This window comes from Pikeienuella sp., assembly GCF_046290545.1.
In the GTDB taxonomy this organism is placed as follows: domain Bacteria; phylum Pseudomonadota; class Alphaproteobacteria; order Rhodobacterales; family Rhodobacteraceae; genus Pikeienuella.
Genome location: NZ_JBKAGV010000013.1, coordinates 93,443 through 108,065, shown reverse-complemented (window position 1 = coordinate 108,065; position 14,623 = coordinate 93,443). Strand labels below are relative to the sequence as shown.

Below are 14,623 nucleotides of genomic sequence, written 5' to 3'. Positions count from 1 at the left end.
TGATCCACGACGGATCGAGGAGCTTCTCCCATGGATGTGGAAGGCCAGTCGTGACGCCAAGGCGAAGGCCGCCTGACGACGGGCGCCGAGCGGCCGGTTACGGTTTTTCGGAAGGGCCTCCGAGGAACGACGCGCCTGCCCCACAAGAACGCGGCAAGTCCAAGGGCCGCCACCCGGTTGACCGCCTCACGACGAAAGCCGTCGCGAACGCGAAACCGGGCCGACATGCGGACGGAAACGGCCTTCATCTTGTCGTCGAGTCCACCGGCGCGCGGCGCTGGCTGCTCCGGATCGTCGCCGGAAACCGGCGGATCGACCTGGGGCTCGGCGGCGCGGCCTATGTCTCGCTCGCCGACGCGCGCGCCGAGGCGCGGCGTCTTCGCGCCGACGTTCGAGGAGCCGGCGAAGACCGTTTTCCGCGAGGAGGTCGAGCCCGTCGCCAAGCCGGGGCGGCATGTCGGCGAATGGCTCCGCTCACTGGAGCGCGCCGCCTTCCCGACCATGGGCAAGACGCCGGTCAACCTGATCGACGAGGCGGACGTGCTCAAGGTGCTCTCCCCAATCTGGCACGAGACGCCGGAGACGGCGCGGCGCATCCGCCGGCGCATTGCGCAGGTGCTCGAATGGGCGCGGGCAGCCGGCCATCGGAGCGGCGAGAACCCGGTGGACCGCGTGAAGCCCGGAGCGGGCCTCGCCAAGCAGCGGGACAAGGTGAAGCACTTCGCGGCGCTTCCCTATGACGAGCTCCCCGTGCTCTGGCCGCGCCTCCTCGCCGTAGAGGGCATGGGCGCCGCCGCGCTCCGCTTCGCGATCCTCACCGCCGCCCGCTCCGGCGAGGTCCGCGGCGCGACATGGGACGAGACCCCCTGCGGCGCCAGCCTGCCATGGTCCATCGCTGTGAGGGGCAGGACGCCCGGAAACTGGCAACCATCTTCTGACTGTCGGTATTGAAGATCTCCGGCTTGCCGTGCCGGGCGAGCGCCTCCTCCAGGGCTTCGACGCAGAAGTCCGCCGTCCCGAGCCACCTCTCTCGGCGCGGAGGCGGAGATGCTCAACACCGTGCTCATCACGGTCGATCCGGAACGGGACACCGCCGAGGCGATGGCCAAACATGTCGGCTATTTCCATCCTCGGATCCGCGGCTGGACGGGCACTCCTGCGCAGATCGCGCAAGCGGCGGAAGGATTCCAGGTGCGCTACGAGAAAGTCGCGCTCCAGAGCGGCGACTACACGATGAACCACACCGCCGGCGTCTTCCTCTTTGATGCGGCAGACGCGCTGGTCAGCATCATCGACTATCACGAACCGCGCGAGTTCGCGCTGCCGAAGATCCGCCGCGCGATGGGGCGCAGCGCGCCCGGGACGGGGTGAGAAACGTCGTGCAGGAAATTTCCGAAACCCTCTTGAACCTACAGTTGCTGGAGGTCGTACGTTACGATCAGATGACGGAGACCGTGCCATGAACCAGATCAGCCAGCCCGCGAAAGCCCGCGCCGCAGCCTCCACCTGCGGCACGGGCGGCTTCGTCCTTCCGGGCGATCCGCCGCTGCGGCTGGCCTCTGCCGCCGCGGCATCCTGCTGTGGCGGAAGCGACGACACGTCGGCGGCTTCCTGCTGCGGTCCGTCCGCGGGCGTGGATGCACCCACATGGCGCCGGGTGGACTGGATGCTCTGGGGCTCGGGGGCGATCATCGTGGTCTCCTACCTCGCGGGTTTCGTCCTTCCGCACGATGCGCCCCTCGGTCTCGGCGTCTTCACTCACGGCGTGCAGGAGATGATGAACCTGATGTGGTAAGGCATTCTGGTCGGCATGCTCGCCGTCGGCCTTATCGACCGGGTGCCCCGGCAATTCGTCATCGGCGTCATCGGCCGCGACCAGGGCGCGGCAAGCCTCGTGCGCGCGGTGCTGGCGGGCGTTTTGCTCGACCTGTGCAATCACGGTGTGCTGATGGTCGGGGCCAAGCTCTACGAACGCGGCGCGAGCCTTGGGCAGGTCTTCGCCTTCCTGATCGCCTCGCCGTGGAACTCGCTGTCGCTGACGATCATCATCGGCGTGCTGATGGGGTGGCAATGGATGGCGGTCTTTCTGGTCGCATCGCTGGTCATCGCCTTCGCCACCGGCCTCGTCGTCGAGGCCCTGGAACGCGCCGGTCGCGTCAAGCCGAACCCGAACCGCGTGGACCTGCCGGCGGACTTCCACCTCTGGCGGGAAGCGAAGGCCGGCTTGCGCGCCACCCGCTACGATGCCGCCTTCGCGCGGGACATCGCGCGCCGGTCCGTCACCGCGAGCCGCATGGTCCTGCGCTGGCTGTTCTTCGGCGTGGTTCTGGCCGCACTGATCCAGACGACGGTGCCGACCGAGATCTTCGCGACATGGTTCGGCGCGACGCTGCTCGGCCTCTTCACCACGCTTGTCGCCGCCACGATCATCGAGGTCTGCTCGGAAGGATCGGTGCCGATCGCCGCCGACCTGATGACGCGCGCCGCGGCGCCGGGCAACGCCTTTACCTTCCTGATGGCGGGCGTGGCGACCGACTACACCGAGATCCTTGTTCTGAGGGAGGTCACGGGGCGCCTCAGGGCTGCGCTCCTGCTTCCGCTCCTGACCGTCCCTCAGGTTCTTGTGATCGGCTGGGCCTTGAACGCCGCGGGATGACAACGCATGAAATCGAGACCGGAGGATAGATCATGCCAGTACTGACCCGCCGCACCCTGCTTGTGGGCGCTGCAAGCTTCGCCGCCCTCGCACCGCGTCTGAGCGCCGCCCAAGGCGCGCCGACCATCCATATCCGCAAGACTTCGACCTGCGCTTGCTGTACAGCTTGGGGCCGCGTCCTTGAAGGCGATGGATTTGTTGTCGCTTTTGAAAACCTCGCTGCCGGACTGCTTGTCCGCCACAAGCTCGACAACGGGATCCCAGAGGCGATGATCTCCTGTCACACGGGCGAGATCGACGGCTATTTCATCGAAGGTCACGTCCCGCCCGCCGACATCCGCAGGCTGCTGTCCGAGCGTCCCGATGCGGTCGGCCTCGCCGTGCCGGGCATGCCCTACGGCTCGCCCGGGATGGGACCCGAGGACCGGCGCGAAGCCTACGACGTGTTCCTGATCCGGCATGACGGCGGCGCCGAGGTGTTCACAAGCTACGAGGCGGCTGCCTGACCTGAGTAGCCGCTCAGAGCTGTGACGCCCAACGCGGATGCTCTTCGTCCACGACGAAGGGATGCGCATGGCGCCGGGCGCCGTGCAGGTGCGGGTGATCCAGCGGCAAGTTCCCGTGCGTGTGCTCGAAGGTGTTGGGATCGCCCGATGGCCAGAGGCGCAAGGCGGTCAGCGCGCCGATGCCTGCCAGTGCCGCCAGCAGCACCAACGCTGCGACTGGCCCGAACCGCGTCATCAGCCAGCCCGAGAGCGGATAGGTCACCAGCCAGCAGGCGTGGCTGAGCGCGAATTGCGCGGCGAAGAGCGCGGGGCGATCCGCGGCGTGCGCCGACCGGCGCAGGAGGCGCCCCGAGGGCGTGAGGACGGCGGAATAGCCCAGACCCACCAGCAGCCATGCGCCGAGCAGGTAGGACCACTCGAGTCCGAGGGCCGCGACCTCTCCGGCCAGCGCCAGAAGCGTCAGAACCATCAGCAAGGCGCCCCCGACCATCACGGGGCGGTCCGGAACGCGATCCAGAAGCCGTGGCAGCGCCAGCGCCGCGAGCATCGAGCCCGCGCCAAAGGCGAACATCGTCCAGGCCAGCGCCGCGGCATCCAGCCCCAGCGTGCTGCGCACCAGCACCACCGAATTGACCAGCACCATCGCGCCCGCCGATGCGGCGGCCATGTTCAGCGCCAGCAACCCGCGCAGCCGCGGCGTGGCGAGGTAGATGCGGATGCCGCGGGTCGTGCGGTCGTAGATGCCACGCGGCTCGGACGCCTTCGGGCTGGGCAGCAGGACCGAAACGACCAGAGCCGCCGAGGCGGCAAACCCCACCACCGTTCCAAGGAACAGCGAATTGTAGCTCACAACAGCGAGCAGAAGCCCGGCCAGCATCGGGCTGACGATGTTCTCCAGATCGTAGGCCAGTCGCGACAGCGACAGCGCCCTTGTGTAGCGCGCCTCGTCGGGCAGCACGTCGGGGATCGTCGCCTGGAAGGTCGGCGTGAACGCCGCCGAGGCCGATTGCAGCAGGAAGATCAGAACATAGACCTGCCAGACTTCGGTCACGAAGGGCAGGCACAGCGCCACCCCCGCCCGGACCAGATCGAGCGTCACCAGAAGCGCCCGGCGCGGCGCCCGGTCGGCAAAGGCCCCCGCAATGGGGGCGATGCCGACATAGGCCACCATCTTGATGGTGAAGACCGTGCCCAGCACCATCGCCGCGTTGTCGCCCGACAGGTCATAGGCCAGAAGCCCCAGCGCGACCGTGGCAAGCCCCGTGCCCAGAAGCGCCACGACCTGCGCGGCGAACAGGTGGCGATAGGTACGGTCGGCAAGCACGTCCAGCACTGGGGCGACCTCAGAGGTATCGGGAGATGGCTTTCAGTTCATCGCGGTCCGCGGGCGAGTGATCGGCATCGAGGCAATGGTCCAGGTGATCGTGGATCAGCGCGCGCTTGGCGTTCGCCACCGCCTTCTCGACCGCCTGAAGCTGCTGCGCGATCTCGAGGCACGGCTTGCCCGCCTCGATCATCTCGATCACGGCGCGAAGATGCCCATCGGCGCGCTTCAACCGTGCGATGAGGGCGGGATGGGTTGCATGCACAAGGGGCTTCGTCATAGAAGGACGCTATCCTCCCCCGGAGGATAGAGCAAGATGGCGCGATCAGCGTGACGCGAACTGAGAACGAGCGGACAGGCCAAACCGGTGAAGCAGTTGCAGAGACTCGGACGGAGTGCGTTTGCGGCGCTTCTCTGCCTGTCGCTTGCGGTCTGGTCGGTCGTTCCGGCCGTGAGCCATGCCTCGGCGGTCTTCGAGACCTTGCAGGAACATGCGACGACGATCGCCGAGCACGGTCATTCCCACGGGGAAGAGGAAGAGCTGTTCCGCGTGCTTCACGGGCACAGCCACGATTCCGCCGACCACGACCACAGTGAAGCGATGCAAGCGCTCGCTGACGGACGCAACACGGTTTTCGGGTATGGGGACGTCCGGCGCCTTCCGCCCTCGCGAGCCGGGCCATCACGCAATCTGCGGATCGAGCGACCTCCGCGGGCCTGAGCGGCGCCGCGCTCCCGCGGCCTGACCGATCAGTCCATCACACACCGGAGATCCATCCATGACTCTGACTTCACGGGTCCTGCGAGCCCTCGCGCCATGCCAGACGGGCACGCTGACCCTTCTACTGCTGGCGGCTTTCACGCTGACCGTCAGCCAGGCCCTGGCCCACAACGTCACCGCAGGCGACGCGGGCTATATCCAGGAAATCTGGGGGGTGAAGATCATCCCCTTCATCTATCTCGGCGCCAAGCACATGGTGACGGGCTACGACCACATCCTGTTCCTGCTCGGCGTCGTGTTCTTCCTCTACAAGATGAAGGACGTCGGCATCTATGTCAGCCTCTTCGCCATCGGCCATTCGATCACGATGCTTCTGGGCGTCTGGTATGGCTGGGGCATCAATGCCTACATCATCGACGCGATCATCGGCCTGTCGGTGGTCTACAAGGCGCTCGACAACCTCGGCTACTATCAGAAGTGGTTCGGCTTCCAGCCCAATACCAAGGCGGCCACACTGATCTTCGGGCTGTTCCACGGCACGGGCCTCGCCACCAAGATCCTCGAGTATGACATCCCGCAGGACGGCCTTCTGGCCAACCTGCTGGCCTTCAACGTCGGCGTCGAAGTGGGCCAGCTGCTCGCTCTCGCCGTGATCCTGATCGTCATGGGCTACTGGCGCCGCCACCCCGACTTCATGCGGCAGGCCACCGTCGCGAACCTGGTGATGATGGGCCTCGGCATCTGGCTGACCGGCTATCAGATCGCCGGTTTCATCGCTTCAACCTAGTCAAGACTGGACACTGACATGAACAACGCACCCAAACCCAACATCGAAGATCTGCCGACCAAGGCGCAACTGTTCCGCTCCAGCATCATCGCGGGCGTCGGCGCCGTCGTGATCCTGGTCACCGTCTACCTGCCGGCGGAACATGCCATCGACCCCACCGGCGTCGGCCGGGTGCTCGGGCTGACGGAAATGGGCGAGATCAAGGTCCAGCTTGCCGAGGAAGCCGAGGCGGATCGCCTGCTGGACGAGCAGCGCGCCCGGGATCAGTCCTCAAGCGTTCTCGACGCCGTCTTCGGTCTGTTCGTCGGCACGGCCCACGCGCAGGAAGCCTGGCGGGACGAGGTGACGTTCACCCTCGAGCCCGGGGCCACCGCCGAGATCAAGATGACGATGGAAGCCGGAAATGTGGTCGACTACGCATGGACCGCGACCGGAGGGCGGGTCAACTTCGACCTGCACGCCCATAGCGGCGGTAAATCGGTCGATTATGAACGCGGCGCCGGAAAGACTTCGGGCGAAGGCAGCATCGAAGCGCCCTTCGCCGGCGACCATGGCTGGTTCTGGCGCAACCGGGACAGCACGCCGATCACGATGACGATCCGGTTGCGTGGCGAATACAGCGACGTCATTGAGACCTACTGAGACCTGACTGCGCCTGCGGATCGCCGCAGGCGCAGATTTTCGGAAGGGTCAGTCGCAAGCTCGTGCTTGATCCCGCGTCACCGCGTAGTCGCTCAGCATCTCGACGACCGCCGAACGCTCCGGCGGAAGTGCCACTTCCTCTGCGGCTCACAGCCGGAACTGTCGGCCGTACTCCACCGCGGGCGGACACGCCCCTGTCCCGCTGCCGTCCGAACCGACCGTCGCGCAGCCGCTCAGCACGCTCGTTGCGATCGCAAGGACGGCGAGTCGCCGCTTCCGGCATCCGACGTTGGACATCATGGGCCTTCTCCGTGGTTTCAAGGCGTTCGGCGAGGCGGCCCGTACGTTCGCCGGAGTGCCGAAGCGAAAGCAGGAACAGGATCACCGCGAGGACGCTCTGCGCCACCTTGACCCCGGCTGCGCCCAGCGTCGCGACGCCCGCCGCACCGCCGCCCTTCATGGTGCGTCTCTCGGCCAGCACTTCGCGGGCGGGCGATGTCTCGCCTGCAAATGCGGTCGCCCGAACCGGGAACCGCTCGATCACCCCCGGGTTTAGTGGCCGGCGTCACATCCTTGCTCAGATCAGCAACTTGTCCGCGAGGCTGCCGACACTTCCGGCGACTGGCTTGAGGTCCTGCGCTCTGATGAGGGTGGCGCAAGGTTTTGACTCTGCGCTCCACAAGGCCTAGCCGTCAGGGCGTTCGAAGGAAGGGCGCATACGCCGGTTGTGTTTCGCGCGCCGCCTTCGTCTTCCGAGCGAGTGATATGCCGATGGCGACCATCGAGATCCCTGCGCCTCTGGCCGCGGCGCTGGCGGCGAAGGGCTATGACAGCCTGACGCCGGTGCAGCAGGCGGTGCTGGAGGGCGCGACCGCCGGGCGCGACGCGCTGGTTTCGGCGCAGACCGGCTCGGGCAAAACGGTCGCCTTCGGGCTGGCGATCGCCGCTGAGCTGCTTGCAGGAGCCGAAACGATGGGCCCGGTCGACGCTCCGCGGGCGCTGGTGATCGCGCCGACCCGGGAACTCGCCTTGCAGGTTGCGCGGGAGCTCGGCTGGCTCTACGGCCAGACCGATACAAGGATCGCCACCTGCGTGGGCGGCATGGACTTTCGCACAGAGCGCCGGGCGCTGGAGCGCGGAGCGCATGTCGTGGTCGGCACCCCCGGCCGGCTGCGCGACCATATCGAGCGCCGCTCCCTCGATCTCTCCGGCCTCCGCGCCTGTGTGCTCGACGAGGCGGACGAAATGCTGGACCTTGGATTCCGCGAGGATCTGGAGTTCATCCTCGGCGCGGCCCCCGAAGAGCGGCGAACCCTGATGTTCTCCGCCACCGTGCCCAAGGCCATCGCGGAGCTGGCCCGGGCCTTCCAGCGCGACGCATTGCGCATTCAGACCGCGGGCGAGGCGAGCCAGCACGCCGACATCGAATATCATGCCGTGACCGTCGCGCCCCGAGACCGTGAGCCGGCGATCTTCAACCTCCTGCGCTATCATGAGGCGCGGGCGGCAATCGTGTTCTGCAAGACGCGGGCGAACGTGAACCATCTGCTCGCCCGCATGGGCAACCGCAGCTTTCAGGTTGTGGCGCTCTCGGGCGAGCTGAGCCAGCAGGAGCGAACCCACGCGCTGCAGGCCCTGCGCGACGGGCGCGCGCGGGTCTGCATCGCCACAGACGTAGCGGCGCGCGGCATCGACCTGCCGGGGCTCGACCTCGTGATCCACGCCGACCTGCCGACGAATTCGGAGACGTTGCTGCACCGGTCGGGCCGCACGGGGCGGGCCGGCGCCAAGGGGATTTCGGCGCTGCTGGTCACGCCCGCCGAGCGCCGCAAGGCGGAACGTCTGCTCCAGGGCGCGCGCGTCGAGGCTCAATGGGGCGCGGCTCCCTCCGCCGAGGCTGTGCAGGCGCGGGACGACGCCCGGATCATGGAGCATCCCGCGCTGGCCGCCATTGATGACGACGCCGCGCCGGCGGCGGCGGCGCTGCTGGAGCGCTTCGGCCCCGAGCAGGTGGCCGCAGCCTTCGTGCGTCTCTGGCGGGACGGCCGGGCGGCGCCGGAGGAGATCGACGAGGCCCCGCCGTCCGCCACCCGCCCTGCGCGCGACCTCGGAGCGTTCGGAGACGCCGTCTGGTACACCGTATCAGTGGGCCACAAGGACCGCGCCGAAGCCCGCTGGCTGCTGCCCCGACTCTGCGAGGCGGGTGAAATCACGCGAGACGCGATTGGCGCGATTCGCGTGCAGCAGGAGGAAACATTCGTCCAGATCGCAAAGGCCGCCGCCGAGGCCTTCGGCGCCGGCGGGGAATTCGAAGACGGCGTAGCGATGCGTCGGCTCGATGGGGAGCCGCCTCTTGACAGGCGACAGCAGGGCGCCCCCCGCCGGGGCGACGCCGTGAAGCGCAACGGCAAGCCGCGGCGCGAAAGGTCGAAGGAATCTCGGCACTGACGTCGGCTCGGTGGCGGCTGCCGCCTGGCCCCTAGCCGAAGAATACGGCTGCGCAGGTTTCCTCGTCTCCATGTACCCCATCCTTCCGGAAGTGGGGGCCTCCGGGCTGCCCGCGTCGTTCGGGGACCGTTTCTTCAGCATCCGGGCACCCCTCTCGTTTCGGGTGTGTGCCTGAAAATTCGCGGTCAACAGTGACCAGTTCTAGGTCTCAACGCGGCGCAATCCCCAATCTGGGGCGATGATCCATCAATCCGCCACAGGCGAAATTCGATGACGGAGCGGGCGCTCCAAGTCGCCGATCCGCGCTCGATCGTCTACAGAACCCGAACGGGCTCGCCCGCGAGGTAGGCGTCGATGCTATCGACGACCTGCTTCCAGACGGCCTCCTGGGCTTCGGCGCTGGCCCAGGCGACATGCGGGGTAAGGATGACGTCGGGCCGCGAAGCAACCCTCTGGATGGGGTTGTCAGCCGCCGGCGGCTCCGTGGTGAGAACGTCGAAGCCAAGGCCAGAGATCAGCCCGGTCTCCAGTGCGGCGACGGCGTCAGCCTCGTTCACCAGCCCGCCGCGCGCAGTGTTGATGATGATCGGGCGCCGTTTCATGCGGCGGAACTCAGGCATCGCCAGCGTGTCTCTTGTCCGCGGCGTCAACGGCGCGTGCAGCGTGATCACGTCAGCGCGCTCCAGCACCTCGTCGAAGGGCGTGTAGAGCGGTCCAAGGCCGTCCACGCCCTTGTGCGCTGCGAACATCGTCTCCATGCCGAAGGCCTGCGCCAGCCGCGCCACCGCTTGGCCGATGGAGCCCTCACCGATGATTCCGAGACGTGAGCCTGCCAGGTCGTTGATCGGATGGGTGAAGAAACAGAATTGGCCCGAGCGCGCCCATTCGCCGTTGAGCACGTCCTGGCGGTATCCAGGCAAGCCGCGGCGGAGCGCGAGCATCAGCGCGATCGTATGCTCCGGCACTGTGTTCACGGCGTAGCCACGCACGTTTGAAACCGTGACGCCGCGAGCCCGGCAGGTTTCCACATCGATCACGTCGTAGCCGGTCGCCGCGACCGTGATGAACCTCAGTTCGGGCAGCCGCTCCAGCGTTTCCCGGCGCAGCGGAACCTTGTTGGTGATTGCGATCTCGGCGCCGGCGAGACGCTCAATCACTTCGCCGGGCGAGGTCCGCTCATACAGCACCAGTTCGTGTGGCGCAGCTGGACCCGTCAGGCGCACCGAAGGTCCGATGGTTCCGCGGTCGAGAAAGACGATGCGCGTCATGAGCTGCTCCATGCTTCCCTGACCAGTGGATCAGCGCGCCGGCGTTCAAGTCAATCTCTGCCCGATGCAGCAGGTTCAGAATAGACGTTTGAGGAACAGCGAGCAGCGGCCAACGTCGCGCGCCTCGCCGACGCGGTTCATGCGCCAAAGCGCCGGGACCACGATAGAACGCGAGACGGGGTTGGTCAGGGCAGCCGATCCCCAGATTAATCGGGGCTGGCCAATCACGTCGGAACAGTGCGCAGCGCCAAGGCGGCTTGGTCGCACCAAGGTGCAAGACTTATTCTTCTCAGGATCTTATCCATTTGATCGTCGCCCGGAGCCAAGCGAACGCCTCCTCGACGCGGCGCCTTCATCCACCGCGGCGCCCGCCGTTTCGCCCGCTTTGCCGCGGGCTTGACCTCGTAGCAGGCCCGGTATCCCGCCCGGCCCGATGCGAAGGACGAACCCATGACCAAGCGTTCCGACACGCAGCTCGTGATCCTATCCAACGCCGCCGCACGATCCGACCTCAACGGCCTCCCGCTCCCCAGATCGCTCCGAGGCGGCGCGGCGACGAAGGTGGTCGGCGCGCTCCCCTCACGCGGTTTCGCCGCCGAGCGGATCTGCGCCGCCTTGAGGCGCTGCTACTTGCCTTCCTCGAAGATGTCTCACATCAGACACGCCCAGCATAACTGACAGCCTGCCACGGCGTCTTGATCGGGACTTCCGGCCGATGTCTCTTCTCTCATGGTCGGCGGAGTAAGTTCGCCTTGTGTTCCTTCTCGCGAACGCCACTGGCGTCGAAGTGTTTAGCCGGGAACTCCGCAAAGTCATTTGATTTCCGAGGCTTGTAACCTATTCACCAAATCGGCGCAGTCATGAGGTCCAGAGAATATAGGCCCTGAGAAACCGCTTCCGGGCCTCCCCGAGACGGGGTCAGTGCTCAACCCACCCCGCATAAACCACCGAAAAAAATGAAAAATCCTGCCGCGGCCGGATCGGGAGAACGCTTTCGCGGGGGCAAGTGGCGCAGTGTGCAGGATTCGAATTTTCGCTATCGTTCGCCCATTCTCGCAGTAGTTCGGCCAGGGTGGTATCCAGCCCCCTCCACCACCCGCCCCTCGCACCCCATCGCCCGACATCGCGGAAACGCAAGGAACGCTTCGGTTTGCGCCGGGGCGGCGTCGCATCCGGAGGCGGGGGGCCCCGGTCCCGCCGCCGGGCCTGCCCGCCTTCGCCCCGGTCCCGCCGGGGGCGCGGGAGCACGCCCCGGCCGCGCGCTCACCCCTCGTCGAACCGCACGCGGACAAAGGAGCCGGGCGCCGGCTCGATCACGCCGAGCCGCTCGCCCGGGGCCCGCGCGGGCGCGCGCTCGCCCGAGCGCTCCGAGAGCCAGCGGTCCCAGTCCGGCCACCAGGAGCCGGGGCGCTCCTCCGCGCCGTCGAGCCAGGCCTCCAGCGTCGGCGGCTCCACGCCCTCGCGCACCCAGTGCTGGTACTTGCCGAGCGCGGGCGGGTTCACCACCCCGGCGATATGGCCCGAACCGGCGACGACGAAGCGGTTCTCCGCATTCTTCAGGAGCCGCGCCGCGCGATAGGCGGAGGCGGCGGGGGCGATGTGATCCTCCCGGCTGGCGAGGTGATAGACCGGGATGCGGATGTCGCCCACGTCGACCTTGTGGCCCTGCACCACAAGCGCGCCCTTCGCCAGCGCGTCGTCCTTGTAGAACTTCTCCAGATAGAAGTGATGGACCTTGGCCGGCATCGAGGTCGAATCCGCGTTCCAGTACAGGAGGTCGAACGGGAACGGGTCCTTCCCCAGCATGTAGTTCTGCACGACATAGGACCAGATGAGGTCCGAAGAGCGGAGCATGTTGAAGGCGGTGGCCATCGTGTCCGCCGGCAGCCAGCCCTTCTCCATCTTCTCGTCGACGAGCTCGATGGTCTTGTCGTCCACCAGCACCTGAAGGTCGCCGGCGGAGGAAAATTCGAGCTGCCCGGTGAACATCGTGGCGGAGGCGACGCGCTGATCCCCCACCTTCGCCATGTGGGCGAGCATCGTGCCCGTCATCGTCGCGCCGATGCAGTAGGAGCCGATGTTGATCTGCTCCTGCCCGGTCTCCTCCCGCACCTTGTCGATCGCCTCCATGATGGCGTTCATGTAGCTGTCCCAGGTCTCGTCCTTCTGCGCCTCGCCGGGATTGACCCAGGAGATGATGAAGACGTTGTGCCCCTGCTCCACCAGCCACTGCATCATCGACTTCTTGGGGTTGAGGTCGAGCACGTAGTACTTGTTGATCCAGGGCGGCACGAAGAGCAGCGGGCGGGACCAGACGGTTTCCGTCTTCGGCGCATACTGGATGAGTTCGAGGACGTTGTTGCGCCAGACGACGGCGCCCTCGGTCAGCGCCATGTTCTCGCCGACCTTGAAGGCCTTCATGTCGGTCTGGCTGATGATGAGCTTGCCCTTGCCGCGCGCCACGTCCTTGGCCAGCGCCTCGACCCCGCGGACGAGGTTGGCGCCCTTCTCCTCGATCGTGGCGCGCAGCACCTCGGGGTTGGTGCTGGCGAAGTTGGAGGGGCTCATCGCCTCCATGATGTTGCGCATGTAGAAGTCGAGCTTCCGCCGGTCCCGCTCCGGCATGTCGCCGATCTCGTGCGCCACGTCCCGCGCCCAGCGGGAGGTGAGGAGATAGGCCTGCTTCATGTAGTTGAAGACCTGGTTCTCGCTCCATTCCCGGTCCGCGAAGCGCTTGTCGCCCTTGTCGGGCTCCACCAGCGGCTCGGCCTTCTCGCCGCCGACCCAGCCCATCATCGTCCGCCGCCAGAGCTCGGCCTGCTGGATCCACAGCTCGAGGGATTTCTCCGCGAGCTCCCGCGGATGGTTGAGCATTTCCTTGGTCAGCCCGACGAAGACGGGCGTGACGTTCAGCGGGTCGGCATGCGGGCGGCTCTCGTCCTTGGCGGAGGCCTCGACCATCCGCGCCCAGACTTCCTGGCTCCGCTGCATCACGACCGCCATGTTCGCGGCGAATTCGGCGCTCTCCTCCACGCCGGGAAGGTCGGCGGGCGAATGCGGCGGGGTCTTCACCGGGCTCTGGCTCATGCTCGTCTCTCCCTTTGGCGCTTCGCGCCCTTTGCCGCGCCGCTCTGGCGGCGTCGCTCGTGGCCCGTTAGTCTTTTTCCGAGCATAACACGAGGCCCGGATGGCGCATCTCAAGAACGGCGCGCGCGGCGCGTATCTCAGCTTCGCGCTTCTGGCGAGCGGTCCTCTCGTCGCAGCGCTCCCGGGTTGCACGGGGACGGGGCCGGAGATTTTCGACCGGCTGCCGCCTTCCGGCGCCGCGGCGGCGGACTGGCCGCGCCTCGCGGACACGCCGCCCGCCCCGCCGCAGGGCGTCTATACCGAAGCCGCGCCGGACCCGGAGCGGGGGGAGGCCGTCCAGCGCGACCTCGCCGCCGCGCTGGTCGATGCGGAGCGCCGGCGCGCCGCGGTCTCCGGCCCGGTTCGCTGAAATCCGGCAGCTTACCCTTACGTTAAGGTAAATACCTTGGACCCGGCGCGAATCGGGCGCCGTTTCGCCTTGATCGGGGCCCATCTGCCCGCTCAACGGAACGGCGCGCGGCGTCGTGGTGCAAACGGGTGGCGTCATGGGTTTCTCGGCGATCAGGACTGCGGCGCGCGCTGCGCTCGCATTCGTTCTTCTCTCGGGCGCGGCGTCCGCCGCGACGATCGGCTTCGACGGCGACAAGCCGAAGAAGGGGGAAGCCTATGCCGAGGGCGGCTTCCTCTTCGGCGAGATCCGCATCGTGAACGGAAACTGCCTCGCCGGCTCCTGCGCCGCGCTGAACGACAACGAGTCGTTCACGATGAGCCGGGCCGACGGCGCGCTCTTCGACCTCTCGGAAATCGGCTTCTCGCTGCTCGGCGAGGGGAAGGTGATCCGCGCGCGGGACAAGACGCCGTCGCAGGCGGGCGGCAACACCCTGACGCTCACCACCGATCAGGCCGTCAGCGTCTCGTTCTCGACTTCGGAGTTCAAGCACAACAAGGACCACGTCGTCTCGCTCGACCCGAAGCTCTTCACCGGGCTCCGCTCCATCGCTTTTTCGACCGGCGGGGGCGGGAACGTGCGGCTCGACAATTTCTTCGCCGCCTCCGCCGCCGCTTCGGGCGCCCAGGCGCCGGCGGTGCCGCTGCCCGCGACGGCATGGCTCCTCCTCGGCGGCCTCGGCGCGCTCGGCTTCCTCCGTCGCCGCCGCGCCTGATCGGGGTCGTGCAGTCCTGCA

The 14,623-nt window shown here is 67.2% G+C and carries 15 protein-coding genes and 3 pseudogenes; 13 read left to right on the top strand and 5 right to left on the bottom strand.

Annotated elements, in window-relative coordinates:
• Positions 1-50 precede the first annotated feature (50 nt).
• From ACE37J_RS11510 to ACE37J_RS11485, 6 genes and pseudogenes are all read left to right on the top strand, one after another.
• Positions 51-350 (top strand): annotated as a pseudogene (locus ACE37J_RS11510) (Arm DNA-binding domain-containing protein); the annotation flags it as partial.
• Positions 340-951, top strand: coding sequence for a tyrosine-type recombinase/integrase (locus tag ACE37J_RS11505; RefSeq protein WP_409711394.1), 612 nt, complete (start codon positions 340-342; stop codon positions 949-951). The pseudogene ACE37J_RS11510 and the gene ACE37J_RS11505, both read left to right, overlap by 11 nt.
• A 78-nt stretch (positions 952-1,029) precedes the next feature.
• Positions 1,030-1,371 (top strand): annotated as a pseudogene (locus ACE37J_RS11500) (SCO family protein); the annotation flags it as partial.
• An 88-nt stretch (positions 1,372-1,459) separates the two neighbouring features.
• Positions 1,460-1,795 carry a hypothetical protein gene (locus ACE37J_RS11495; RefSeq protein WP_409711393.1) on the top strand — a complete coding sequence of 112 codons (336 nt, stop codon included), beginning with the start codon at positions 1,460-1,462 and terminating at the stop codon, positions 1,793-1,795.
• Positions 1,796-1,810: 15 nt separating this feature from the next.
• Entirely contained in the window at positions 1,811-2,656 is an 846-nt protein-coding gene (locus ACE37J_RS11490; protein WP_409711392.1) for a permease, read from the top strand.
• A 32-nt stretch (positions 2,657-2,688) separates the two neighbouring features.
• Positions 2,689-3,162, top strand: a complete 474-nt coding sequence (locus ACE37J_RS11485; RefSeq protein ID WP_409711391.1) for a DUF411 domain-containing protein — start codon at positions 2,689-2,691, stop codon at positions 3,160-3,162.
• A gap of 13 nt (positions 3,163-3,175) precedes the next feature.
• Here ACE37J_RS11485 and ACE37J_RS11480 read toward each other — a convergent pair whose 3' ends face one another.
• Both ACE37J_RS11480 and ACE37J_RS11475 read right to left on the bottom strand, forming a co-directional pair.
• Positions 3,176-4,495: an MFS transporter gene (locus tag ACE37J_RS11480; protein ID WP_409711390.1), complete on the bottom strand. Its 1,320-nt coding sequence runs from the start codon at positions 4,493-4,495 to the stop codon at positions 3,176-3,178.
• A gap of 10 nt (positions 4,496-4,505) precedes the next feature.
• Entirely contained in the window at positions 4,506-4,766 is a 261-nt protein-coding gene (locus ACE37J_RS11475; RefSeq protein WP_409711389.1) for a metal-sensing transcriptional repressor, read from the bottom strand.
• An 87-nt stretch (positions 4,767-4,853) separates the two neighbouring features.
• On the opposite strand from ACE37J_RS11475, the gene ACE37J_RS11470 reads away from it, so the two are divergent.
• The 3 genes from ACE37J_RS11470 to ACE37J_RS11460 are packed head-to-tail and all read left to right on the top strand — an operon-like array spanning position 4,854 to position 6,636.
• Positions 4,854-5,207: a hypothetical protein gene (locus ACE37J_RS11470; protein ID WP_409711388.1), complete on the top strand. Its 354-nt coding sequence runs from the start codon at positions 4,854-4,856 to the stop codon at positions 5,205-5,207.
• 58 nt (positions 5,208-5,265) lie between these two features.
• A complete protein-coding gene (locus ACE37J_RS11465; RefSeq protein ID WP_409711387.1) occupies positions 5,266-5,994 on the top strand; it encodes a HupE/UreJ family protein in 729 nt (242 codons plus the stop codon).
• 18 nt (positions 5,995-6,012) lie between these two features.
• A complete protein-coding gene (locus ACE37J_RS11460; protein ID WP_409711386.1) occupies positions 6,013-6,636 on the top strand; it encodes a transmembrane anchor protein in 624 nt (207 codons plus the stop codon).
• Between the two features lie 385 nt (positions 6,637-7,021).
• On the opposite strand, the pseudogene ACE37J_RS11455 reads toward ACE37J_RS11460, so the two are convergent.
• A pseudogene (locus ACE37J_RS11455) lies at positions 7,022-7,174 on the bottom strand (peptidase M15); the annotation flags it as partial.
• Between the two features lie 233 nt (positions 7,175-7,407).
• Here ACE37J_RS11455 and ACE37J_RS11450 point away from each other — a divergent pair.
• Positions 7,408-9,084 (top strand): DEAD/DEAH box helicase, encoded by a 1,677-nt coding sequence (locus ACE37J_RS11450; protein WP_409711385.1) that lies wholly within the window; start codon positions 7,408-7,410, stop codon positions 9,082-9,084.
• A gap of 314 nt (positions 9,085-9,398) precedes the next feature.
• Here ACE37J_RS11450 and ACE37J_RS11445 read toward each other — a convergent pair whose 3' ends face one another.
• Entirely contained in the window at positions 9,399-10,352 is a 954-nt protein-coding gene (locus ACE37J_RS11445) for a D-2-hydroxyacid dehydrogenase (protein ID WP_409711384.1), read from the bottom strand.
• A 450-nt stretch (positions 10,353-10,802) separates the two neighbouring features.
• Between ACE37J_RS11445 and ACE37J_RS11440 the strand changes: the two genes are divergently transcribed.
• Positions 10,803-11,030, top strand: a complete 228-nt coding sequence (locus ACE37J_RS11440; RefSeq protein WP_409711383.1) for a hypothetical protein — start codon at positions 10,803-10,805, stop codon at positions 11,028-11,030.
• A gap of 585 nt (positions 11,031-11,615) precedes the next feature.
• On the opposite strand, the gene ACE37J_RS11435 is transcribed toward ACE37J_RS11440, so the two are convergent.
• The gene (locus ACE37J_RS11435) at positions 11,616-13,439 is read right to left on the bottom strand and encodes a PHA/PHB synthase family protein (protein ID WP_409711382.1); all 1,824 of its coding nucleotides are present in this window, start codon (positions 13,437-13,439) and stop codon (positions 11,616-11,618) included.
• 100 nt (positions 13,440-13,539) lie between these two features.
• On the opposite strand from ACE37J_RS11435, the gene ACE37J_RS11430 reads away from it, so the two are divergent.
• A complete protein-coding gene (locus ACE37J_RS11430; protein WP_409711381.1) occupies positions 13,540-13,848 on the top strand; it encodes a hypothetical protein in 309 nt (102 codons plus the stop codon).
• Positions 13,849-13,984: 136 nt separating this feature from the next.
• Positions 13,985-14,602, top strand: a complete 618-nt coding sequence (locus ACE37J_RS11425; protein WP_409711380.1) for a VPLPA-CTERM sorting domain-containing protein — start codon at positions 13,985-13,987, stop codon at positions 14,600-14,602.
• Positions 14,603-14,623 lie beyond the last annotated feature (21 nt).